This window comes from Heliomicrobium gestii (assembly GCF_009877435.1).
In the GTDB taxonomy this organism is placed as follows: domain Bacteria; phylum Bacillota; class Desulfitobacteriia; order Heliobacteriales; family Heliobacteriaceae; genus Heliomicrobium; species Heliomicrobium gestii.
In genome coordinates this window covers 43268-66823 of the sequence record NZ_WXEX01000003.1, presented here as the reverse complement: position 1 = coordinate 66823, position 23556 = coordinate 43268, and the positions used below count along the sequence as shown (strand labels likewise).

21 protein-coding genes and 1 pseudogene are annotated in these 23556 nt (G+C 58.7%); 10 read left to right on the top strand and 12 right to left on the bottom strand.

All coding sequences use genetic code 11. The annotated features are described in order from the left end of the window. Positions 1-91: 91 nt before the first annotated feature. From GTO89_RS17280 to GTO89_RS04155, 3 genes and pseudogenes are all read left to right on the top strand, one after another. A pseudogene (locus GTO89_RS17280) lies at positions 92-436 on the top strand (cell wall hydrolase); the annotation flags it as partial. Between the two features lie 96 nt (positions 437-532). Further along, positions 533-1327, top strand: a complete 795-nt coding sequence (gene sigK / locus GTO89_RS04160) for an RNA polymerase sporulation sigma factor SigK (RefSeq protein WP_161260814.1) — start codon at positions 533-535, stop codon at positions 1325-1327. Between the two features lie 257 nt (positions 1328-1584). Then, positions 1585-2298 (top strand): coiled-coil domain-containing protein, encoded by a 714-nt coding sequence (locus GTO89_RS04155; RefSeq protein ID WP_161260813.1) that lies wholly within the window; start codon positions 1585-1587, stop codon positions 2296-2298. A 123-nt stretch (positions 2299-2421) separates the two neighbouring features. On the opposite strand, the gene GTO89_RS04150 is transcribed toward GTO89_RS04155, so the two are convergent. Continuing rightward, positions 2422-3957 (bottom strand): phosphoenolpyruvate carboxykinase (ATP), encoded by a 1536-nt coding sequence (locus GTO89_RS04150; RefSeq protein ID WP_161260812.1) that lies wholly within the window; start codon positions 3955-3957, stop codon positions 2422-2424. Between the two features lie 277 nt (positions 3958-4234). Continuing rightward, positions 4235-5059 (bottom strand): archaetidylserine decarboxylase, encoded by an 825-nt coding sequence (gene asd, locus GTO89_RS04145; protein ID WP_204758208.1) that lies wholly within the window; start codon positions 5057-5059, stop codon positions 4235-4237. Between the two features lie 213 nt (positions 5060-5272). Here asd and GTO89_RS04140 point away from each other — a divergent pair, with 213 nt between their 5' ends. Further along, complete coding sequence (locus tag GTO89_RS04140) at positions 5273-5860, top strand: CHAD domain-containing protein (protein ID WP_161260811.1); 588 nt, start codon at positions 5273-5275, stop codon at positions 5858-5860. Between the two features lie 152 nt (positions 5861-6012). Here GTO89_RS04140 and GTO89_RS04135 read toward each other — a convergent pair whose 3' ends face one another. The 7 genes from GTO89_RS04135 to GTO89_RS04105 all read right to left on the bottom strand — a co-directional run bounded on the left by GTO89_RS04135 (position 6013) and on the right by GTO89_RS04105 (position 13805). Beyond that, entirely contained in the window at positions 6013-7212 is a 1200-nt protein-coding gene (locus tag GTO89_RS04135) for a peptidoglycan-binding protein (RefSeq protein ID WP_161260810.1), read from the bottom strand. A 430-nt stretch (positions 7213-7642) separates the two neighbouring features. Beyond that, positions 7643-9226 (bottom strand): GMC family oxidoreductase, encoded by a 1584-nt coding sequence (locus GTO89_RS04130; RefSeq protein WP_161260809.1) that lies wholly within the window; start codon positions 9224-9226, stop codon positions 7643-7645. Beyond that, positions 9223-9870, bottom strand: coding sequence for a gluconate 2-dehydrogenase subunit 3 family protein (locus tag GTO89_RS04125; RefSeq protein ID WP_161260808.1), 648 nt, complete (start codon positions 9868-9870; stop codon positions 9223-9225). Before GTO89_RS04125 ends, GTO89_RS04130 begins: the two co-directional genes overlap by 4 nt. A 13-nt stretch (positions 9871-9883) precedes the next feature. After that, the gene (locus GTO89_RS04120) at positions 9884-10276 is read right to left on the bottom strand and encodes a hypothetical protein (protein ID WP_161260807.1); all 393 of its coding nucleotides are present in this window, start codon (positions 10274-10276) and stop codon (positions 9884-9886) included. Positions 10277-10333: 57 nt separating this feature from the next. Next, the gene (locus GTO89_RS04115; RefSeq protein ID WP_161260806.1) at positions 10334-10711 is read right to left on the bottom strand and encodes a hypothetical protein; all 378 of its coding nucleotides are present in this window, start codon (positions 10709-10711) and stop codon (positions 10334-10336) included. A gap of 82 nt (positions 10712-10793) precedes the next feature. After that, positions 10794-12323: a CAP-associated domain-containing protein gene (locus tag GTO89_RS04110; protein ID WP_161260805.1), complete on the bottom strand. Its 1530-nt coding sequence runs from the start codon at positions 12321-12323 to the stop codon at positions 10794-10796. Positions 12324-12422: 99 nt separating this feature from the next. After that, positions 12423-13805, bottom strand: coding sequence for an ATP-binding protein (locus GTO89_RS04105; RefSeq protein ID WP_161260804.1), 1383 nt, complete (start codon positions 13803-13805; stop codon positions 12423-12425). Positions 13806-13955: 150 nt separating this feature from the next. Between GTO89_RS04105 and GTO89_RS04100 the strand changes: the two genes are divergently transcribed. From GTO89_RS04100 to GTO89_RS04085, 4 genes are all read left to right on the top strand, one after another. Continuing rightward, on the top strand, positions 13956-14525 hold the full coding sequence (locus GTO89_RS04100; protein WP_161260803.1) for a hypothetical protein: 570 nt from the start codon (positions 13956-13958) through the stop codon (positions 14523-14525). Between the two features lie 34 nt (positions 14526-14559). After that, entirely contained in the window at positions 14560-15222 is a 663-nt protein-coding gene (locus tag GTO89_RS04095) for a 2Fe-2S iron-sulfur cluster-binding protein (RefSeq protein WP_161260802.1), read from the top strand. Between the two features lie 220 nt (positions 15223-15442). Further along, positions 15443-17167, top strand: a complete 1725-nt coding sequence (locus GTO89_RS04090) for a methyl-accepting chemotaxis protein (protein ID WP_161260801.1) — start codon at positions 15443-15445, stop codon at positions 17165-17167. A gap of 120 nt (positions 17168-17287) precedes the next feature. Then, positions 17288-19465 carry an AMP-binding protein gene (locus GTO89_RS04085; protein ID WP_328793857.1) on the top strand — a complete coding sequence of 726 codons (2178 nt, stop codon included), beginning with the start codon at positions 17288-17290 and terminating at the stop codon, positions 19463-19465. Positions 19466-19564: 99 nt separating this feature from the next. Here the strand turns inward: GTO89_RS04085 and GTO89_RS04080 are convergent, their stop codons facing one another. Beyond that, entirely contained in the window at positions 19565-19774 is a 210-nt protein-coding gene (locus GTO89_RS04080) for a 4Fe-4S binding protein (protein ID WP_161260800.1), read from the bottom strand. 219 nt (positions 19775-19993) lie between these two features. On the opposite strand from GTO89_RS04080, the gene GTO89_RS04075 reads away from it, so the two are divergent. Further along, the gene (locus GTO89_RS04075; RefSeq protein WP_161260799.1) at positions 19994-20926 is read left to right on the top strand and encodes an MBL fold metallo-hydrolase; all 933 of its coding nucleotides are present in this window, start codon (positions 19994-19996) and stop codon (positions 20924-20926) included. Here GTO89_RS04075 and GTO89_RS04070 read toward each other — a convergent pair. Further along, entirely contained in the window at positions 20915-21448 is a 534-nt protein-coding gene (locus GTO89_RS04070) for a DUF523 domain-containing protein (protein WP_161260798.1), read from the bottom strand. The two genes, GTO89_RS04075 and GTO89_RS04070, sit on opposite strands and share 12 nt — an antisense overlap. Before the next feature lie 42 nt (positions 21449-21490). Further along, on the bottom strand, positions 21491-22345 hold the full coding sequence (locus GTO89_RS04065) for a magnesium transporter CorA family protein (RefSeq protein ID WP_161260797.1): 855 nt from the start codon (positions 22343-22345) through the stop codon (positions 21491-21493). Positions 22346-22498: 153 nt separating this feature from the next. Here GTO89_RS04065 and gluQRS point away from each other — a divergent pair, with 153 nt between their 5' ends. Beyond that, positions 22499-23533 carry a tRNA glutamyl-Q(34) synthetase GluQRS gene (gene gluQRS / locus GTO89_RS04060; protein WP_161260796.1) on the top strand — a complete coding sequence of 345 codons (1035 nt, stop codon included), beginning with the start codon at positions 22499-22501 and terminating at the stop codon, positions 23531-23533. The last annotated feature ends 23 nt before the right edge of the window (positions 23534-23556 follow it).

Sequence of the window (23556 nt, the reverse complement as noted above, 5' to 3'; positions counted from 1 at the left end):
GATGACCTACGCCCAGTTCCTGGAGAAGTTCGGACCACAGATCGAAACGGCGGAAGCCCAGGCGATCGGACCGGGCTGGCCAAGGTCCTATGACGTATGGATGCTGGCGCGCTGCATCACCGGCGAGGCCCGGGGAGAGCCCTATGTGGGGCAGGTGGCCGTTGGCGGCGTCATCCTCAACCGTGTTCGCAGCCCCGTCTTCCCCAACACCGTATCGGGTGTGATCTTCCAGCCGGGCGCCTTCACAGCCGTCGATGACGGGCAGATCTGGATGAACATCAACCAGACCAGTCTCAAAGCGGCTCGTGACGCTATGGCCGGCTGGGATCCCAGCGGCGGCGCCATTTACTACTTTAACCCAGCCACAGCGACAAGCCGCTGGATCTGGAGTCGGCCCCAAATCAATCGCATCGGCAAACACATTTTCACGAGATAACTGTGGCGTCCTCCCTTTGGGAGGACGCTTTTATTGTGGACTCGCACCAGCCTCCATATTTTTCCATAAAGTGGAATCAAGTATGGGGGTGATCGATTGGTAACGGCATGCGTTGCCGCCTTTCTGACGTTACTGCTCAAGGGCTTTGCCACGCTCTTCGGCGGTCTGAACAGCAACTCTTTTCCGAAACCCCTCTCGGTCGAGGAGGAAGCGGAATGCATCGCGCGTACGGCCAGCGGCGACGCAGAAGCACGAGAAAAATTGATAACGCACAACCTTCGGCTGGTGGCGCACATCTGCAAGAAGTACTATTCCAACGACGAAGAGATTGAAGAGTTGATCAGCATCGGCACGATCGGTCTGATCAAGGCGATCAACACCTTCAAAGCGGAGAAAAAGGTGCGCCTGAGCACCTACGCCTCGCGATGCATCGAGAACGAAGTCCTCATGCACTTTCGGGACAAAAAACGCGATTCCCGGGTGGTATCCTTCGAAGAATCTGTCGGTGTCGATAAGGACGGAAACACGATGACCTACAGCGACATCCTCGGCACCGACGGCGACACTGTTTCTGAGATGGTGGAGCGCTCCTTTGAGGTGGAAGACCTTCAGGATAAGGTTCGCCGACGCCTGAACAAAAAAGAGCGTGAAATCTTGATGCTTCGCTACGGTCTGGACGACGGGACGCCAAAGACGCAGCAGACTGTGGCCGACCTGTTGAACATCTCTCGCAGTTATGTGAGCCGGATCGAGGGGCGGGGGATCCGTAAACTGATCAAGGAGTATGCGCGGGAGATCAGCGGCAACGGTGATGGAGTTGGTCTTATGAAGAAGGGCAGGGAGTTGAAGAAGACGACGCCGAAGAAGGGAGACGAGCCTGAGACGTTTTAACTGGATAGCTTTGCAGGCAAGCCCTACCTGTTAGCAAAAATAGGAAGGGCTTGTTTTATTTTAAAATGAAGTATGGGGTCGATCGCAGGAAAGGCGTCCGCAAGCGACGAACATTTATGTATAAGACGACTGAACTAGTCGAAAACTCGCAGAAGAATTGCGTAGCACCTATGATTTTCAGTCATCGTTATGGCAACACATGCGATTTTTACGTTTTATTTGACCTGATTCGCGATCATTGGATGAGGAGGTTCTGAATGAGCGAGACAATTCTCCGTCAGATTCTAGACGAAATCAAACTCACAAAGACCGATATCAGAGAGATGAAAATAAGATTAACTGGGATAGAAGAACGACAGGGTAATATGGATGAACGGCTGTCTAAGTTCGATGAACGGCAAGCTAAAATGGAAAAACAGCAGTCCAAAATGGATGAACGGCAATCCAAGATGGAGCAACAGCTGTCCAAAATGGATGAACGGCAATCCAAGATGGAGCAACAGCTGTCCAAAATGGATGAACGACAATCCAAGATGGAGCAACAGCTGTCCAAAATGGATGAACGACAATCCAAGATGGAACAACAGCTGTCCAAAATGGATGAACGACAAACCAGGATGGAGCAACAGCAGTCCAAAATGGATGAACGACAAACCAAGATGGAGCAACAGCAGTCCAAAATGGATGAACGACAAACCAGGATGGAGCAACAGCTGTCCAGAATGGAACAGCGACAAACCGGATTGGAACAAGGTCAAAAAGAGTTGTTCCAATTAACAAGAGCGATAGAAAACAATATGCATGAAACGCGAGCTGAGGTCCTTCGAATTGGAGAACGGATGGACCGGTTCGAGGGAAAAGTCAACCGAATCGTCGATCTGCAGGAAGACGTAACGGCGGTTCTCAAAGAACTGAGCTACCGAACCACGAAGCATGAATCCGAAATCCGAGAATTACGACAAGCAAAATGAAATACGATTTTGTTAAAAAACAAAATCCCTTCCCCGCCAAAAAACGGAGAAGGGATTTTTCATTGCCATAGATACCCTACGGTCCAAATCAAACAAGGCGGGGTGGCGCGTAAACCTCTCCCATTACGCCTTCTCCACAGCCTCCCGAACCTCTTTCGCCAGTCCTGGGAAGCGGGACAGCCATTGGCGCCGTTCATTGCGGAGTTTTTCCACCCGAGCCTGATACTCCTCTTCACTGTAGAAGTGACGAGGCATCAGTTCCTCGATGTCTATGCCGGGAACGGAGAGAGGAACTTCGTAGCCCCAGTCGGGGTCGACGGTCCACTCGATGCGACCATGGGCGATCTCCTTCATCAACGTCGTAGAGACCTTGATGGAGAGCTTGACCCCCTCGTCGCCCTCATGGGCGCCGACGGATCCGGTATTCAAGAGGTAGCATTCCATATCGGGGTTGTTGCGGAGGATCTCCAGGAGGCGATGCCCCTCCTCCTCTTCGAAACCGACGATGAAGGGGTTGGTGCCCACCTCCCGCTTCGATTGACCGGCCTTGGTCGGGTCGCCGGCAGAGGTTTCGATGGACTCACCGAGCATAAAGTAGGCGGCGCCCTGGACAGGGTTCAAGCGGGCCAGCGGCGGCACGATGTCGTTGCGTCGAGTGATGAAGATGATCTTGTGGGCCTTTTGCAGGTCAATGGAGTCGTCCGAGCCGGCCACTTCCTTGCGCAAGACGATGCCGCGCCCATTGGAAGTCAGTTCTTGGTTGAAAAAGTCGATGACGCCGCCCTCGAAAACCTTGATGTTCTCAAAGAGGGCGTTCGGTGACACAGCGGCGTCGTAGAGCACCTTCTGGGGTTTGTCGAGGCCGTCGGTTTTGATATAAAAGCCGTCTTCCGTGCCGGCGCAAAAGCCGTTGGGATCCATGAGCACAATATCGTCCTGGCGGATGATCACGCGCTCATCACCGTTGAGGCCGTGGTCATGAATGGTCAGGGTGGTCTTGCCGGTGCCGCTGAGGCCAAAGAGGATAAAGCCGATATCCTTCACTTCTCCTGAACCGTCGCGGACACGGAGCACCTTGGAGCCGGCATGCAGACCCAGGCCGCCCTTCTGCTTCGTCCGGAACATGGCCATGCGCAGGAAGGATTTCTTGCACTCGCCGAAGTAGTCGGTGCCGAGGATATATGTAATGCCAGCCACCGGGTGGCAAAAGATGATTCGTTCCGGCCACTCGGGCACATAGATGCTGATCAGATCGGGTTCCTTGTCCTTGTCCACCGGCGCGAAGAGGGAGTGTACCCACATGGCGGGAATGCGGGCGTAGGGCTCGGTGATATAGAGGCGGCAGTGGTAGCTGTGTGCTGAGTCCAGGCCCATCTGCCGGTCAAGACGGATGACGCTTTTATCAGCCAGGTAGCGATGCACCTCAGCGGCCAAAGCTGTCGCTTTTTCCAAGGAGATTCCCTGCTGGTCGACGCCCAGGGTGATGCCGTCTTCCACGAGGTAGGTCTTTTTGGCGCTGCGGTTGCGCACTGCCGAGACATAACAGGGACTGCCAAACTCTGTCGTGTGTTCCTCGCCACGAGCCATTTCCCGCAGTTGCTCTGCCGTGGGGTTGTCGATCAGGCGAGCAAGCTCGAGGGGTTGGCGGAAAGGATGCATGAATGACACCTCCAATAGTGTGGCAAACCCCCAGTCTACGGAGCGGCTTTCCTGTGCTTCCTGTCGCGCTGCCCTTGGAAGGATTTGCCCAAAACAGCTAATTCGACACAACTCTGGAGAGCCCTCCTTTTTGTGAATCTTTCACGAATACAAATAAAATGGCCCAATTGGGCCAATAGATTAAGATCTCGCCACTTCATCCCTAGATTATGACTCTTTATTGACCAATAATGCCATACAAATAAAAAAGACCGGTCAAATCTGCCGGCCTTTTTTCTCAAATAATTTTTTCCGCAATCTCCTCGCCCATCTTCAGACGAGCACCCGTTTCAATGCCTGCTTTCCAGCGAATGGCGCCGGGTTCATAGAGAAGGATCACCGTAGATCCGAACTCAAAGTAGCCTAACTCGTCCCCTTTTTCCAGATAGGGACCTTCCGTAACGGAGACCAACTTGGCCCGCTTGCGCCGATTGATCTCGGCATAGCCGACACGGACGCTGCCGACCATCATCGCGCCCACCTTGATCACCCCAACTTGTCCCACGTCAGTGTCCATGTAGGTGATCAGGCGCTCATTGCGGGCGAAGAGGTTGGGCACCCCGCGCACGCCAAGGTCGTTTACGGGATAGAGCCGTCCGGGCCAATAGGCGTACCCGGTCACCCGCCCGGCCAGGGGCGCATGAATGCGATGGTAGTCGCGGGGGCTCAGATAGATGGTGATAAACTCCCCTCCGGTGAATCGTCTCGCCTGTTCTGTGTCACCGAGGAGTTGTTCGAGGGAGTAATTGATCCCTTTTGCCTGAATCAGGCGCCCCGCTGATACGGCGCCCATCTGGGATATCTGACCGTCTACGGGACTGACGATGATGTTGTCGTCGGGACAGACGGGACGGATGCCCGGCTTTAAGCGGCGGCAGAAGAAATCGGCCAGCGAACGATACTCCTGCCAGGATTTTTCCGCTTCCTCCAGGTTCACGCCGTAGCGGCGGATAAACCAGGGGATGGCCCTCCGGCTCCAGCGGGAAGCGGCCCACTTCCCGCTTTGGCGGGACAGCCAGGTCTGGGGCAGCATATGTAGAATGGCAAGTTTGACGCGTCGCAACCTTTTCCCTCCTGGCTGATGTGTCTACCAACGTTCAGGATAACCGAGAGCACGCAATTCTGTCAAACAAATCTGGTGCGCCAGCATGGGATAGGCTACAATGAGAATAGCAATCTCTTCCCAGAATTACCTGCTTAGTGTGGACCTGAAGGGTCTTTATTATGGCGATTCCGCCAAAAAAACAATGGCGTCGAAGGCAAGGGGGGATTCGGGATGAGGAAAAAGTGGGAGATTGAGGGGATCGACCCGGATAAGCCGCTCGCGAAAATGGCGCGCCTGATCATCCGTGACCGGCTCCGCCAGGTATTGGCCCAGCATGTTCGCTATGTGACGACCAGAGACCCGGAGGCGTTGCACCAACTCCGCATCGGCCTCCGCCGCCTCCGCTATCCCCTGGAAACGATTTACGACTGTTTCCCCAAGGGAACGCGCAAGCGTTTTTACGCCCTTGTGGACGATGTGCAGGAACAGACGGGACAGGCGCGAGATCTGGATGTGCTGACAGAACACCTCGATGCCCTCACAGCCCATCACCCGGAAGCGCTGCTTGCCGGGATCCGGCACGACCTGCGGCGTTCCCGGGTGAACCGGTATCAGGATGTCGATAGGCGGCTGAACACCTTCCCGGATGAACCGGCGCTGATCGATTTCTGCCGCCTTCTCGATCTGACGGAGGAACTGTGCGCCTGCCGGGAAGCGGTCCGGGGCTCGCTGGAAACAGCAGATTCAGAAACAACGGTTTCAGCCGATGAACCCAGGGAGTGTGATGTCAAGGGCGGCGCTCCGGCCAGCGGTGATTGACTCTGCCCCCCCCTTTTTACCGCGCCTGCATATTCCTTAAAAAAACACAGAGAGAATCTCACCAAAAGACCCGCGCTGAAAACGCGGGTCTTTTGCGTCAAACGGGTTCGTCCTTTCCCCTTTTCCAGTGACGGTCATACCCGTCAGAACGATCAGTCCATCCGGTTTTCGGATTCTGAAGCGCTGACCGCCGGCTGCAGTTCGAATTCGACACTGACGCCCTGCCGGGTCCCCAGGTTGGTGGCGGTGAGGATGTATCGTCCGGGGTAACGGATTTCCTGGCCGGTGTTGCTCGACTGGTTCCACGTTTCCTGGAAGGCCTGATATTCCGTCGGCCTCAATACGATGGTCTCTGCTACGGGATTGAAGGAACGACCACGGGACCAGCGCCAAACCTCGATACCGCTCAATCCCAACTCCACATTCAGATCATACCGCTGGGAAGAGGGATAGTTGAGCGTGATCGGTTGGGCGCCCACATTGGTTTTGATGAAGGTGATCAAGATGGGCTCTCCCCGCCGGTAGACGGCCTTGTTTGTGTACAGGGTGTAACGGATATTGTTGATCACGCGGGTGATGCGATGACGAGGCGGCCTGGGCAGATCGCCGCAGGATTCTCCGAGGGAGAGCCACGTCTCCAGATCGGCCCGTCCGGTGGGATTGATCCCCACTTCAGATTGAAAGGTCCGCACGGCGTTCTCTGTCGCCTGATCAAAGACACCGGTGACGGTGACCGGGTACTCGGCGGCGTCCAGGAGCCGTTGCAGACGCCGAACAGCCTCCCCGGTGTTCCCCCGGGCCAGGTCGGGACAGGTGGGCCCTGCAGGCGGCGCCGGCGTAGGGGGCGGGGCAGGCTCTGGCGGCGCAGGTCTCGGCGGCGTGGGCCGCGGCGGCGCCGGCGCCGGACGGCGAGGCGGCTGCGGCGACGCTGGAGGTCGCTGTGCCGGCTGTCTGGGAAAGGGCGGGATGGGCGGACGAGCACAGTTGACACCCAGGGCTTGCCATTCCGCCCTCTCAACCACACCGGAAGGCTCCCGGTTCTGGCGTCGCTGCAGGGCGATGACGGCGTTTCTCGTAGCGGTTCCGAAGATTCCGTCGATCGGTCCCGGATTGAAACCGGACCTGGCTAACAGTTGCTGGAGACGCCTGACCTGGGCGCCCCGAGCGCCCAGAGAGAGGGTTGGGCAAAGGCCTCCCGGCAAGGCCGGTGTAGGAATCGTGATCGCCTGCCCCACCTGCAAGACATCCGGGTTCGGCAGCCGGTTGGCCGCCAGCAGCTGCTCCAATGTGACGCCATACCTCTGGGCGATGGCAGTCAATGTGTCGCCCGGTCGAACATAATAAACGATCAACCAACATCACTCCTTTCTATCCGGTTCCATGATATTCCAGTCACACCCAATCGGTCCGTAATAACCCTATGAATCGCCCGCTCGCGCGCTCATGGTCCATAAGCGCGACGATCAAAAAAGGCCGCCTCCCTTCGAGACCGCCTTTGCTCCGCTACAGTATGTTTTTTCACCCTATTTTCCTTATCGCCATGTCATCCATGTGATACCGATGATCAGGCCCCATAGAGGCAGGCTGATCAGTACCGCCGCCAACAGGCCCCTAAAAAAGTCTTCCCGACGCTCTTCCACGACTCGCTCACCTCGCTCCTGCCGTTTCCTCCCCCCTATCTTTGCCGTCCCTGCCTGTCGATAAACGAGAACCCCGTCCTCCCTGGCATGGAAAGACGGGGTACCCACATCCCGGCAGCCTGACGATGACGACAGGCCGATGTTACAGTTCCCCCTGCCGGAAGGCTTCCTTGATCGCGTCTGCCGTCCGCCAAGCCAAGGCCATGGCCGTGATGGTCGGGTTGGAAGCGCCTGAGGTGACGAAAAGGGAGGTATCGGCGATGAACAGGTTGGGGTGGTCATGGGCGCGCCCCCACCTGTCGACGACAGAGCGCTGGCGGTCATCGCCCATCCGGCAACCGCCGAGCATATGGGACGTATCGGGCGCCACAAACTCCACCTTGCCTCCGGCGGCTTCAAGGATGCGCCTGCACATCTCGATGCCTTGGGCGATCACCTTGTGGTCGTTTTCTCCGAAGGTGAAGGTCACCTGCGGCGCCGGGAGACCGACCTCATCCTTCTGATCGGACAAACTGATCCGGTTGTTCTCGCTGGGCAGGGTCTCACCGACGATGGACAAGCGTGCAAAGTAGTTATAGTCACGGCCGATCTCGCGCAGGTTTTTCCCCCACAACCCGGTGGCCTTGGCGACGATGTTCATGAAGGCCAGCGGTCGTGAGCCATGGGCGAGGATGGTGAAGCCGCGAGCGCGCGAGCGATCGGCAGGGGTCTCATAAAATTCCTGGGTCAAGGCCAGGACTGGAGTCCCTTTATATGGAAGGATCTCCTCGGAAAATCTCGCCATGACCTCGTGGCCCGAGTGGAGCATAAAGCACTTGCCCACCATGCCGCTGCTGTTGGCCAGGCCATTGGGGTGGCGGCCGTCAACGGACATCAAGAGCAGCCTGGGCGTCTCGATTGCCGAGGCGCAGAGGATAACCGCCCGCGCCCGTTGCCGGTATTCCTGGCCGTTGAAGAGGAAGGTCACCCCTTCCACCCGGTCATCGGGACGGCAGAGCACCTGATTGACCATGCAGCCGTGGCGCAGTTCCACCCCTGCGTCCAGGGCCTGGGGGATGTGGTGAATCAGAGTGGAAAACTTGGAATTGGGCAGGCAGCCCTGGGCGCAAAAGCCCCGGTTGATGCAAGGCGGCCGTCCCCGGTAGGGCGCCGACAGGATGGCCAGGGGGGCGATAGAACTGCTGATGCCGAGCTTTTCGCAGCCGATGCGCAACACCTGGTGGGTTCCGGCGATCGGTTCCCTCTCAGGGTAGGGGTAGGGACCGGGGAAGGCGCCCCAAGGGTAGTTTTTTGGCCCCGAAACGGGGATTTCTTCTTCCAGTTTTCCGTAGTAGGGCTCGATATCGGCGTAGTCGATGGGCCAGTCCTCTCCCACCCCGTCGGTGGAGCGGGCGCGAAAATCGGAGGGAAAGAAGCGGGGGACGACAGCGGTAAAATGGAGCGTTCCGCCGCCGACACCGGAACCGGAGGTGTTGTGGCCCAGTTCGGGCGGGTTGGTTCCGGCTGTCAGCCGTTTGTAGCGCCAGGCCGTTCGCCGCATATGCAACTCGTCGCTGACGAAATCGCGGCTCACCTCCCAATAGGGCCCCGCCTCGATGAGCACCACCCGCAGCCCCGCTTGCCCCAACTCCCTGGCCACAACGGCCCCCGTCGCCCCGGCGCCGACGATGACGGCGTCCACCTCTTCTTCGAGCCACTTCCAGGCCAAGCCGGTTTGATGGTTCATCGGTCCACCCTCCGAACGGGACCAGGTCCCAAACCGTCTTTGGCCCGCTCCTCCACCCGTTCCAGGTCGAGCCGTGGTTCCCAAGGGTCTTTTAACCCGTATTCAATCCGGTAGTAGCCGCGCGGGTACGCTGGTCCGCCATAGCCGATCTCCGACCAGACCTCCGGCTGGGAGTAAAAGAAATCGATGGCCGTCCGAAGCATTTTCTTAAAAAAGTCTTGCGATGACAGGCCTGTCCAGGTCACTTCCCCGCGCTGGGCCTTGCCGAGAACATCGTCCATCTCCCAAGGGGCCAGTTGCAGGAACGATCGCTGGTGCAGTTGCAAGGCAGTCGCGTCCAGCCAGGCCAAGCCGCCCCGCAGCAGTTGCTCCTCAGGCGGCTCTGTGACGGGATGATAGCCCTGGCCTTGCTTTTCCGAGAGATGGCGGTCCAACTGCCCCGCCACGCGAATTATCAAGTTCTCGTCATTCTCATCGACGAGCCGGCCAATGACCGCTTGCAAGACGGAAAATTCGAGGGGTGTAAACACCTGGGGCATCGCCGGTGGCTGCAATCGTGTTTGCACCAGCACACGGGTGTTCTCATCCCAGTGGGGGCTCTCTTGCATCACGTCATATTCGGGATAAATGGTTTTCACAGTCATGGCGCTCCCCTCCTCACAGGTACAGGGCGAGCAGCCCCAGCAACGACAAGGCCGACACCACAATCGGAAGCACCGGCGGCGGCCCCACCAGCACATTGTTGACTCCCCAGCCGCCGACACGCTGGCTGATTCCCTTGGCGTGAAAGTAAAAGCCCATCAGCCCGCTGAGCATCTCGCCGGTGAGCGCGATGAAAAAGAGCCAGCGCCAGATGGGGGCGTCGCGGATGGTCAAGGCCAATCCAATCAGCGCCGCCACAGGCAGGCCGATGACCGGTCCCCACATGGCATAGTGGCGAAAGTTCTGCCGGTAGTGGAACAGGGTTACCTGAATGGCAATCAGAGCGAAGGCCAAGGACGTAAACAGGATCAGGATCCGGTCGACGGGCCATCCCAACCAACGATCCATATTGGCAAGCCTCCTTGCGCGTCCAGTCGCCGCTGTCGTAATGAGCACCTCGCCCGATCAGGCGTCCACGTTGCCCCCATAGGAGGCAAGCATTCCCTTGGCCGCCTCTTGCCGTTCGCCGTCACAGACAACGGTGACGAGGTAGTTCTCGCCCGATACGAAGGTGGCGCCATCGGCCATCCCCGACGCTGTCGGCATGGCGGCGGCCATGACCCGGGTGTCATTGTCCCGCTCGATGCCCTCTACCAGCGAGGTGAGGCTGCGTCGCTCGTCGCCGGTCAAGGGGCTGAAGACCCGCTCTGCTGAACCGGCGTTTGGCATGTGGCTGACCCGGTCCACCTGGACCGTCCCATAGCCCTGATCGACCAGTTGTCGCTTGGCCGCTTCGGCCGCCTCGGGTGAACTGAAAAAGGCAAGAATCGTCTTTTCAGCCATGAAAAAACCCCCTCCTTCCGGCTAGTCTGCCGAAAAGACAGGGGGCTTATCCTGAGGGAGGCGCCATGATTGGCTTCGCCCTTTACTTGCGCGTCACGAACTCTTGGGCGTAATAACGGGCTGTTCTTCCCGATTCATCGCGCCCAAATTCAACGCCGGCGCCCAGGGCGCGAAACTCATTGCTCAACAGATTTTCACGGTGTTCCGGACTGTTTAACCAGGAATAGGCGGCCTGGATGGCGTCCACATGGCCCCTGGCCAGGTTCTCGCCGGCGATGCGATAGGGAACGCCGGACCGGGTGACCCGTTGATCATAGGATCCTTTTGTCGGCGAATCGTGACTGAAAAACCGGTTGTCGGCCATATCGCGGCAATGGCTGCGGGCCATCTCGACCATATCTTCATCCCAAAGGAGGGTGCCGCTTTTTCGTGACAACCGGATGGCGTTGGTCAGGTCAAGGACCTGGCGCTCATAGCCTCGGGTCAGTTTTTGCAGTTCCTCGCCACCGGGCGTCTTCGCCCGGAGCGGCGTCATGCCCGGCTTTACCTTCGCTTGGTAGGAGTACTGGGTTTCCGCCTTCAACAAGTCCGACTCGATCAGGAGGATACCGGCCAACCGGCCTTCCCTCGCGCTGTCGAGATAAAAAATGACGGCTTTTTCCCCGTCGGTCCATAGGGGACGTTCTTTCAGGTCCTGATCGGAGAGCCGGAACTCGACCTCCCCTTCGGGGATTTGGGCTTTCACTGTCGCTTTCAAGGGATAGCGGGCCTCAATGGCTGTCCGCGGCGCATCCATGGCCACACCGCCCACCGTCACCGCCTGGGCGGCGGTAAACAGCGCCCGGACACGGCCTTCCCCGATGCCGACCATGACCAATCTGGCCGGATCGCTGTTATAGACCCACCAGTTAAAACCGTATTCCCCCGGATCGATCCGGCGAGGCTCGCCCAGAAGGAAGCGGGCACGCTCCAGGCCGTCGCCGAGGCGCAGACCGAACACCGCCAGGTCCTGGGACTGAGAATAGGCCATTCCCGCATCGGCGACCGTTCCTTTCAGGGTGATCCGCGCCGTCTGTGCCGGCCCGTCCCAGATGACGTCGTCACCGAAGGTTTCGCAGAGCAGGCGCAGCGGCACGAAGAGGCGGTCATCCCGCAAGATCGGCGGTGTGTCGATGGGCCGCATCCTGTTGTCGACGGAGATATAGGCGACATCGGGCCAAAGGCGGATCGCGCTCCCGGCCTGTTCAATCTCGACAGTGCGCATCTCGGCATTCCAGGTGAACCGGCCGCCCATGGCCTCCCCGACGGCGCGGAGCGGGATCAACAGGCGATTATCAGCCAGCAGGGGCGGCGGTGAGAGGGCCAGTTTGCGCCCGTTGACTTCGACGGCAATGTCGGGACGGCTTTGGACCACTGAAAGGACCTTGTCCGGTGGGGCGGCGGCAGCTTCGGCGCTCGCCGCCGAAGGACTATTTCCGGCAGCAGCCGCCGCAGCCGCCGCCGCAACGGCCAGCATCAGGACCATCACCCATCGAATCGCGGCGAAAGATCCACGCCGCAAGAGTCCCCGTACACCAGCCTTTTCCCGCTCCCCTTTTATGTAACGCCGCATGGCAATCCCCCCATGCAAACTGAATTTCCGATCGCTCTTCATAATCTTCGGGGCCAGCGGAGGTCTTTTGTCCCAGGGCGCCGACTGCCCGGCGACAGGTTACCTTTTCTCCTGGGCCAATGAATCGATGAACTGGCGCGCCGTCCGGCCGGAACGGCCGTTGTGGCGCATCTCCCAGCGCAAGGCCAGCCGGCGCAGTTCTTCCGCTTCCATCTCGACGCCTTGCTGCCGGGCGAGGGTTTCGACGATCTCCAGATAGGCCTCCTGCCCAGGGGCCAGGAAGGTGACGGTGATCCCGAAGCGGTCGGCCAAGGACATCTTCTCTTCATAGGTGTCGCCGGGTCGCAGCTCGCCCTCATCATTGAACGTGGGCTGGCGATCGGCGACCACCTCCCGGATCAGGTGGCGACGGTTGGAGGTGGCGTAAATGGCCACATTATCGGGCCGCGCGGCGATGCCTCCCTCAAGGACCGCCTTCATCTCCTTATAGGCGTCCTCGCCCTCTTCGAAGGACAGGTCATCAATAAAGAGGATGAACTTCTGCGGCCGTTCCTTGAGTTCGTTGACGATGAGAGGAAAATCAGCCAAGCGGCTTTTGGGGACCTCGACAAGGCGCAAGCCGCGGTCACCGAAGCGATGGATCAGCGCCTTGACTGTCGACGACTTGCCGGTGCCGCGATCACCGTAGAGCAGGACGTTGTTGGCGCGGAAACCGGCCAGCAGGCGCTCCGTATTCTCGATCACCTCGGCGCGCTGGCGCCCGTAGCCGACCAACTCCTCCAGGCGTATCGGATCGGGCCGGGTGAGACCGGTCAACTGCCCCTCCCAACGAAAGGCCAGGTAATCGGAAAAGACGCCGGACCCAAATTCACTGTGATAGTGGGCCAGAGCCGGCGCCGCCTCACGCCAATCCGGGCAGCCGGCCAGCGCCGTTTTCATCGCCCATCGCGCCTTTTGCGGCAACGAGCCTGTCTCTTCAGCGAGGGGCCGGACGTCTTTCCATGCCGGCGCGCTTCCTCCGCAAGCCCGTTGCGCCTGATCCTGCCACCAGTCGGCAGACAACCGGAAGAGGGTCTGCAAGTTTGCCAGTTCCTGAGCCACGCCCTCCCGCATGGCTGCCCCGAGGCCTTCGTCGCCATACTGGGCCTTGCGGGAAAAAGCGGTTTCCACGGAAAGCAAGCTGTCCAGGAAGTAGTTCTGCCAGGCATCGCCGATGACCGGTGTGCGGCTCAGTTCGCCATAGCCGACAAGCCGTTCAAACAAATTCCAGTAAAGACTCAGGGGCGAGGCATCGTCCCTCTCGGGACTGGAAAGGCCGTAAAAGGCCTGACACAGCCGGCGGGCCAACCGGACGGTCTCATCTTCCAGCAGGGGGCGAAAAAAACCGAAGGCCTCCCAGGCCTGCACCGCTTCCTGCAGGCTGGGCGCCGGCAGTGCGGGCGGGACCGGTTGGAGCGCAGATGCTTGGGGATTCACTGTCATTTTCTGTTCACCTTCCTTGCGTGATTCCCCCCCCATTTTACTCCATCGACGCCTTTCGACCAACGCCTGACGGAGAAAAATCGCCAGTAGCCCGAGAGTGGCATGGGTAGACCGGTCGCTCCATATGTTCTAGCAGGTGAGGTGGTCGCCATGAATGCGTTGGTCATGGGTTTTTTCCTGGGCGTCGCCATCTCTGCTTCTCCCGATCTGCCCAACCTGTACATCCTTGAATCGGGTCTCAGCTATTCCCGCAAGGAAGCGGTCAAGATGGCCCTGGCGACGCTGGTGACAGACAATCTGATCTTCCTCTGCCTGAGCGCGCTCTCCTTCGGTTTCAACCTGGAATGGAACCCCGGCGCGATCTTCAAGCAGTTTTCCGGCCTGTTTTTGATCGTCATGGGGTTGGCTTCTACTGTGAAAGCAAGGCCCTTCGGTTTCCATACAGGCGGTTGCTGGCTCGGCGTCATCGGCTCTTTGCTTAATCCCCTGGGTTACTTTCCCATCCTTTTGTTTATGTCTTCCCTGCCGGAAGTGGATCAAAAAATCGCCGCCTACCTGGGCGCGCTGCTGGGCACCGCTCTATGGTTCGCTTTCCTGATCCTCTTTCTCTACTTCCTGTCGCGCAAACTGCGCTTGATGACACGGCAAAGCCTCTCGCGAGCCCTGTCGGTCGTCATCATCCTTGTCGGGGTATTTTTTGTCCTCTCAGGATCATGCTAGAGAAAAAACGGCATGAGCTTCCGGGAGGCCGCTGATGACAGAGAACTCCTTTTTGCGCGTCACCATTGATGGACAACGCCTGCAAGGCAAGCCGGGGATGACCCTCTTTGAACTCGCCCGTGAAATGGGCATTTCCATCCCCCATCTCTGCCATGAAGACAGCCTCCATCAAGCAGGCGGGTGCGGACTCTGTATCGTGGAAGAAGAGTCGACTGGCCGGCTGGTCAAAGCCTGCGCCCTGCCGCTCCGAGAAGGACTGGCGGTGCGCCTGAAGAGCCCCGCCGTCGACGATGAACGGCGGGCCAACCTGCTGCGCATGCTCCAAAGACACCGGATCGAATGCGCTGAATGCGCCAAAGAGAAAATCTGCGCGCTGCGCCGCTATGCGCAGGATTACAAGGTCGAATTCGCCGGAGAATTGGCGTTGCTGCCGGAGCATCCCTCTCTTCCGCTCTTTCCTGCCGTGAAGGTCCCGACCCTCCCCCTCAACGATGACAACCCCTTTTTCCAACGGGATGAGCAAAAATGCACCGGCTGCGGTTCCTGTGAACGGCTCTGCCCTTCGTTCGGACGGATGTCGCTGGCCGATACAAGAGGCGATAGTTCCTGCAACCACTGCGGCATCTGTCTGAACGTCTGCCCGACGGCGGCGCTGCTGGAAAAAAATCCTGCCTCCTATGCGAAAAAGACACCCTAGCAATACTGCGGGCGTCCTCCTATCCGCCTCCGCTATCACGCAGCCCTTTTGGTTTGGAGTTTTCCAAAACCGGGGCTGCTTTTTTACATCTTTGGCAATAAGAAGTGAGGATATATTACCCAAAAGGATATGTTTGTTTTTTATCGAAAAGTCATTGTATTGGTTGTTTTTTTAATTTTTCATAGCTTTCTATCATAGCACACGAAAGGAAGACCTGGTGATGACACTGAATGTAAGCAAAAAGATCAGTCTCGGCTTTGTCCTCATGCTGTCCCTTGTGCTGCTCTTGGGCGGAAACTCCTATTACTCGCTGCAAACCTCTTCCACCCATCTCGACGAACTGACTCTTTCGAATGATCGGTTGATCCTCGTCCTGAACATCAAGGCGGAGTACCAAAGCGCTGTCGCCGATCTGCGCGGTTACATGACCTATGGCGATGAAAAGTACCGGACCCAGTATCAGCAGAAGATTGACAATGTCCTTGCCATGGAAGATAGGCTCTACGAAAAAGCAGTGACAGATCGCAAAGAGAAAACGCTCCAATTGAAGACGGCCACAGCCAACTGGCGCGAGGGTGTCCTCAACGAACTGATGCCCTCCGCCAAGGAGGAACATGCCGCCCTCTCCGGCAATGACATCATCACTTATCGCTCCCATCATGATCAGAGTCAGACGATTGCCAAGAGCCTCGTCCCTAAGACAAATCAGATCATGGCCACCCTGGACGACTTTGTCCAATTCAACCAGGAGCGCTTTAACGACAGCATCACAGCAACCCACTCCGGCGCAAACCTCAATGAAACCATCTCCTTCACCCTGATCGTGATCACTGTCATCGCGGGCTCTGCCTCCCTCTACCTCTTCCCCCGCATGATCCGCCGCCCCATTGAGCAGATGGTGGCCGACGCAGACAAGTTTGCCGCCGGCGATCTGCGCGCCGCCATCGATATCCATTCATCGGATGAGTTCGGCCAGTTGGCTTCGGCCTTGAATCGGATGCAGGGCAACTTGAAAGCATTGATCGGGAAGATCAAGACATCTTCCGCAAACCTGGCTGAATCGTCCCAGCAGTTTTCCGACGCGGCGGAACAATCGGCCCAAGCCTCGGCCCAGGTGGCCGAATCGATCACCACGGTGGCCGAAGGAAACGATGCTCAACAGCAGGCGATGATGGAGACGGGCTCTGTCATGGAGCAGATCGGCGCCCGCACCGATCGAGCGGTCGTGATCAGCCATGAGGTGTCCGCCTTGACCGAGGAGACATCGCAAGCCGCCGCCGAAGGCCGAACGGCGATCAGCGCCGCGACCGATCAGATGAGCCGCATCGAAGCGACAGTCACCGGCCTGGCGCGCGTCATTGCCAACCTGGATGAACGCTCCCAGGCCATCGGTCAGATCGTTGATTTGATCGCCGGCATTGCCGGACAGACGAACCTGTTGGCCTTAAACGCCGCAATCGAAGCGGCCCGAGCGGGCGAACAGGGCCGCGGTTTCGCCGTCGTGGCCGAGGAGGTGCGCAAACTGGCCGAACAGTCGCAGGGCTCGGCCAGCCAGATTGCCGAATTAATTGAAGAGATTCGCCGTGAGATCGATGCTGCCGTCAATTCGATGAACACCGGTTCGCAGGAGGTCACCGAGGGCGCTCAAGTCGTTCACCGGGCAGGGGAGGCCTTCATGACTATTTCTGAGCGGGTGACTCAGGTTGCCGCTCAGGTCCGGGAAATAACGGTCGCCATCGAGCAACTGGCCGCCGGCGGTCAACAGGTGGAGGCTATGATGAAAAAGGCCGACCAGATCAGCCGGGACATTGCCGGACAATCCCAGTCGGTTTCAGCCGCTACAGAAGAACAGAGCGCATCGATGGAACAGATCTCCGCGTCCAGCCATAGCCTATTGCGAATGGCCGAGGATCTGCGTGAAGCGGTAGAACAGTTTCAGGTCTGATCCCAACACCATCGCCGCCTCCGCCGCCAGCATCGATAAGGCGGCGGTTTTTTTTGCCAATAAGCACCCTAGTCCGACAGTATTATCTCTTGTTATACTGAATTGATAGTGAAAAAAGGGGTGAGACGACTGAAACTGCTGATTTTGATCTTGCGCTTTTTATTTTTGCGATTGTTCCGCCTGCGACTGGTGCACTTCGACCGCCTCCAGAGTGAAGGGCCGCTCATCATCATGCCCAACCACGTCTCTTTTCTCGACCCCCTGATCCTAGGGTTGTTTTTACCAGAAGATATCGTCTTCGTCGTCAACAGCGCCATGGCCGCCAAAATTCCTTTTGCCCTTCGCTTTCGTAAGCACATCACCATCGATCCCTTAAATCCCTATTCCGTCCGAGACATCGTCGCCGCCGTCAAAGGCGGCATGAGTGTCGTCCTCTTCCCGGAGGGACGGATCACCACCATCAACGGCATCATGAAGATTTATGACGGCATCGCCTTCGTCGCCCAGAAGACAGGCGTCCCCGTATACCCCATCGGCATCGACGGCCCCCAGAACTCGCGCTTTTCCCGCCTTGAGGGCAAGATGCCCCGCCGCTGGTTTCCGCCGATCACCATCTATGTCGATGAACCCTTCACCCTTCGCTCGACCAGGGGACAGCAGCAAAAAGAGCAGAAGAGCGCCGGCAGCGAGCGCATCCTCAAGGCCCTCGAACGGGCGCTCTTTCACAGCCGGCGCCACGAAGGGATCAATCTCTTTAACGAACTGATCGACGCGGCGCGGTTGTACGGAATGAATCGAGAGATCTTGGAAGATATCAGCCAGAAGCTGACCTATCGCAAACTGCTGCTCGGGGTCTACGCCTTGAGCGCGCCGCTGGCGCAAAAACTGTCCGGCGAGGAGCGAGTCGGCGTCATGCTGCCGAACGCCGTCGCCCACGTGGTCACCCTCTTTGCCCTGTTCCGCGTCAACATCACCCCGGCGATTCTGAACTTCACGAGCGGCCCACAAGGCGTGCTCGACAGTTGCGAGACAGCGGAACTGAAGACGGTGGTCACCTCCCGCCAATTCATCGAAAAGGCGGGCTTGCAGGCCCATGTGGAGAAGGCGGCCGAGAAGGCGCGCATCCTGTACCTGGAGGATCTGCGGGACGAGGTCACCGGCCTAGGCAAACTGCAAGCTCTCTGCCAACTGATGGCCAAGGTCCGGACAAGACCGGGCCGGGAGCGGCTCATCCTCTTTACCTCAGGCAGCGAAAGCAAACCGAAAGGCGTCATCCTCCGCCACGACAACATCCAGGCCAATGTGATGCAAGCCTGCACCGTCATCGCCCTGACGGCGAAGGACAAACTGCTCAACGCCTTGCCCATGTTTCACAGCTTCGGCCTGCAAGGCGCCTTCATCCCCCTTCTCTGCGGCCTAGAGGTCTTTCTCTATCCCACGCCCCTGCACTACAAGATCATCCCCGAGATCGCCTATGACCGCAACGCCACCATCCTCTTCGGAACGGGCACCTTCCTGCAAGGCTACGGCAAGCACGCCCATCCCTTCGACTTTTACTCCATCCGCTATGTGATCACCGGCGGCGAACGGCTGAAAGAGGAAACGCGCCGCCTGTGGCTCGATAAATTCGGACTGCGACCGATGGAGGGCTACGGCTGCACAGAGGCGTCGCCCTTCCTGGCCATCAACTCCCCCCTCTGCTACAAGGCGGGCAGCGTCGGGCGCATCTTCCCCGGTGTGGAACACCGCATCGAACCGGTGGAAGGGATCGAGCGCGGCGGCAACCTGTTTGTCAAGGGCCCCAACGTCATGGAGGGCTACCTGATCCATGGCAAGGGCTTCGTCCCCGTCGATGAATGGTATGACTGCGGCGACCTGGTCGAGGAGGATGGGCAGGGATGCATCACCATCCTCTCGCGGCTCAAGCGTTTCGCCAAGCTCGGCGGCGAAATGGTCTCGCTGAACCTGATCGAAGAACTGGCTGTCCGCTGTTTTCACTCGCCGGAAGTGGCCGCCGTCAACATCGCCGGCGGCAAAAAGGGCGAGCAGGTGGTGCTCTTTACGACCGTCAAGACCGCTTCACGACAGGCGCTGCGCGACTATATCGTCGCCTCGGGCCAGTCGCCCCTGCTCGTGCCCGCCCGGATCTGCCCCCTCGACTGCCTTCCCCTGCTGGGCAGCGGCAAGACGGACTATGTGACCCTGAAGACGGTCTACGCCGAGGCGCTCGCCGCAGAACCAGCCGACGATGGCGATGACGACGAGGCCCACAGCCGGGAGGACGGACAGATCGCTTGATGAAAGGGCGGAATAAAGCCGAAATAAAAAAGCGGTGTCGCTTGCGCGGCGCCGCTTTTTCTATGGTTGGGATTGCTGGGTAGAAAAAAATCAAATCCGCTATTTCGCTTTTTTGCTGATCGCGTTCTGCGGGCAAATGCGGATACAGAGTCCGCAGCCGGTGCATTTGCTCTCGTTGATCTCCCACCGGTCCACCTTGCGATTGAAAAATCCTTCCCCGCCAACAGGTGTAATCGCCTGAACAGGGCAACGCCGCGCCGGCGGACAGCCTTTCATCCGGTCACAGATGTTATAATCGATCGTTATCATTACACATACCCCCTACCGGTAGTATACGCTCGCAATAGGTGAGCGTCAACCGTCCGCAGAGAGGAATGGGAAAAATCGATTTGCCATTGAAAGGACATCAATCGCTTGCGCGCCGGGGATCAGGCGCTCCAGAGCGCCGAGAGGGCCTCCCCTGGGGATAGGCGACGGCAATGGGGAAAAACTAGCGGGACATCATTTCGCGCAGAAAGGAATCGGTCGATGAAACGCCTGTCTTGGGGATTTGGGCTGGCGACGGTTTTGGCGGCCCTCTTGCTGTTGTTCGCGCCCGATTATCCGCCGACTCTGCGGGTTCTCGTCCGCAACTTGCGGTACGAATTGTCCCATCCGATGCTTGACGCGTCTCAGCAACTCACGCTCCCCCTGGGGAGCGCCGATGACATCCTTTTTGGCTGGGTCGGCCATTCAACGTGGATCATCGAGTTTCAAGGCGTCCGGCTGCTCACCGATCCGATCTTTACCGATCGCGTCGCCCTCCTGCGGAGGCGAGTCGCCCCAGCGATCGATCCCAAGGGGATCGTTGATCTCGACGGTGTCTTGGTCACTCACGCCCATGTCGATCACCTCGATCCCAGAAGCCTGCGCAGGCTTCCCAAAGGAACACCGTTGTTACTGCCGGAAGGCGACGAACGTCCCGTCTCCGGCGTCCCGCTCCCGCTGGTGCCGATGAGCGGTTATGGCGCCTATCGTTTAAAAGATGTGCAGGTCACCGCCTTTGCCTCCAACCATGGGGGACACCGCCAATCGCAACCCACTTCACGGGAGACCCTCCTGTACTTATTGCAGAAAAACAACTGCAGCATTGCTTTTTTCGGCGATACGGCCTTTGCCCCCGCCCTGGCCGAGGCGGTGCGAACAGCCTGCCCTGGCGGGGTGAACGCAGCCTTTATCCCCATCGGCTGCTACGTTCCGGAGACCTTCCACAGCGATCACGCCACACCGGAGGAGATGTTGCAGATGGCCCTCGCCATGGGCGCCCGCACAATCATCCCCATGCACTACGAGACCTTCATTCTCTCCGAAGAACCGATCGACGAGCCGCTGCAGCGACTGATGGCAGCCGCCAAGGAGGCTGGTGTCGCCGACCGCCTCCAGGTGGCGCCGATCGGCGGTGTGATTCGCTTACACCGTTGATGCATGGTCCGTCGGAAGCGAGCGCCTCGCGAAAGGCGCCGAAGCCTCCTTCGCCAACTTTTCCAGCAGTTCTTCCGTAAGGTCCTCCTCCGAATAAATGGGAATCCCCTCCCGGCGCAAAAGCGCCGCCGCAACGCCCTGCCCTTCGATCCGGTTTCCGGCGAAAGCGCCGTCATAGATGAGGTGCACACCGCAGGAGGGGCTCCGTTCCTTGAGAATGGCGGCCGTCGCCCCAAAGAGGCGGGCCACGCGGAGCGTCTGTCGAGCCCCTTCGATAAATCCTTCGGTGATGTCGACGCCATTTTCGTTCACAGCGATCGCCTGTCCGTTCAACACGGCCTCTCCGCCCCCCTCGCCACGAAGTTCAACAGGGGGACGAGGGGTGGAAAAACCGCCCAACTGCTCCGGACAGACAGGAACGACAAGGCCCTGACGACATAAGTCGAGGAGCGCTTCCACCGTATTTTGGGAACCGTCATACTTGGCTCGGATGCCAAGCAGGCAGGAACTGACGAGAATCATGACGCATCGACCACCTTTTGTTTTCTATAAGGATTTTTTGTCTTAAAACCAGCGTTTGCGACGGAAGTAGACCATCAACCAACCGGCGATCACGGCCATGATCGCCAATACGGCGTAGTAACCGTAGGGCCATCTCAGTTCTGGCATGACCTCGAAGTTCATGCCATAGACGCCGACGATAAAGGTGAGCGGCAAAAAGATGGAGGTCACGACCGTCAACTTTTGCATGATCTGGTTGGCCCGCTGACCCTGGAGGGATAGTCGCAGTTCCAGCAGGCCTTGCAAGGACTCGCGCAGACCTTGAATCTCGTAGGACAGTTCGCTAATATCTTCTAAGAGGTCCCGTAACTCCTGGAGCATTTCGGAGTTGCTCGAACCTTGCAGGTGCAGATGCTCAATCAGCTTGTTGATCAACCGTCGCTTCGCAAAGGTGTCCTGGTGCAGGGCCAACAGGCGTTTACGCAAGGCAAAGAGATGATCGATGGGGATCGGCCGTTCCCGAAGAGCGATGCTCTCCTCCAACCGGTCTAACTCCCCTTCGATCGTTCCGAAAATCCGGAGGTTCCCATCAAACAATTCGGACAGCAAAAAGAAGACGATGCGGTGAGAGGGGCAAAATTCTCCTTTATCGGCTGCATTCAGGCACCGGTCGATAACGGGAAGATGAACCTTCGAATAGAGGATGATCCGGGCGCTGTCCCAGGCGATCAAGAGAGGCGATGTTTCGGCGCTGCCTTTTTGAAAACAGGATAGGGTCACTGCCAGCATTCCCTTGTCGTGGGAAAGCAGGCGATTGCCCCGGAAATGAGGACGCACAAAAACCTGCGCCTCCGGCGGCAATTCCGCCGGATCGGTGGAGTAACGCACAGTGACGCCACCGGAATCGACCTGTCGCAACTTTGTTCACCTCCTCGCAAGGGCTGACTTATTCGCATCCGCCTCGAAAACGAATCTCCACGGGCTATTTCTCTTGTGTCTTCTGCCATTAACAGCCTTGCGCTGTCCAAACGTTTATACGGGTATTGTACTTCTTTTTCGGAGGCTTTTTCCATGCATCTGTCCCTTCATCGCCCCTTTTCTTCTGCTCGTCCTGTTTCTGCGACGCCGGTCGGTCGCTACGCGCCCAGCCCGACGGGCCAACTGCATCTGGGCAACGCCAGGACGGCCCTTCTGGCCTGGCTGCAGATCCGCCGGCTCGGCGGTCTTTTTATCTTGCGCATGGAGGACCTGGATCCCTCTCGCTCCATCCCGGCCTATGCCCGCCAGATTATCGACGATCTGCGCTGGCTGGGCCTGGATTGGGACGAGGGCCCTGACGTGGGCGGCCCCTGCGGTCCCTATGAACAAAGCCGCCGGCAAGGGTTTTACGACGCCGTCGTTGCGCGCTTTCAAGGGGAAGGGCGGATCTTTCCCTGCGCCTGCAGCCGCAAGGACCTGGCCGAACTGGCCCGGGCTCCCCATGGCCTGCACGAAGAAGGCCCTCCCTACCCGGGAATCTGTCGCAAGCTGAGCCCGGAAGCCTGGGAGGCCAAGCTGCGCAAGAAAGGCCAATGCGCCTACCGCTTCCACGTCCCTGCAGGCATCCTGTCCTTCACCGACGCGGTGGCCGGCCCTGTCTCCCAGAACGTGGGTGAGACGGTGGGCGATTTTGTCGTCCGTCGCGCCGACGGCGTCACCGCCTACCAGTTGGCCGTCGTCGTCGATGACGCTCTCATGGGCGTCACCCATGTGCTGCGCGGGGACGATCTGCTCACCTCGACACCCCGCCAGATCCTGCTCTATCAGGCCTTGGGCCTACCAGTCCCGGCCTACTGTCATGTTCCCCTCGTCCTCGGTCCCGACGGCGCGCGCCTGTCGAAACGGCACGGCGATACCGCCATTGCAGCCCTCCGGGAACAGGGGATTTCGCCGCAGAAGGTCGTCGGCTTCCTGGCCGCGACGTCCGGCCTGCTGCCGCTGCCTGAACCGGTTCACCTGCAGGAGTTGATTCCTCACTTTTCTGAAGCAAAACTCCCCCGGCAGCCCTTCCGCATCTGCGAAGGGGCGCTGGCCGATTTGGGACTCTCCACCAAAAAAAACCATTGACCATCCGTCTTTCTTCGCTGTAA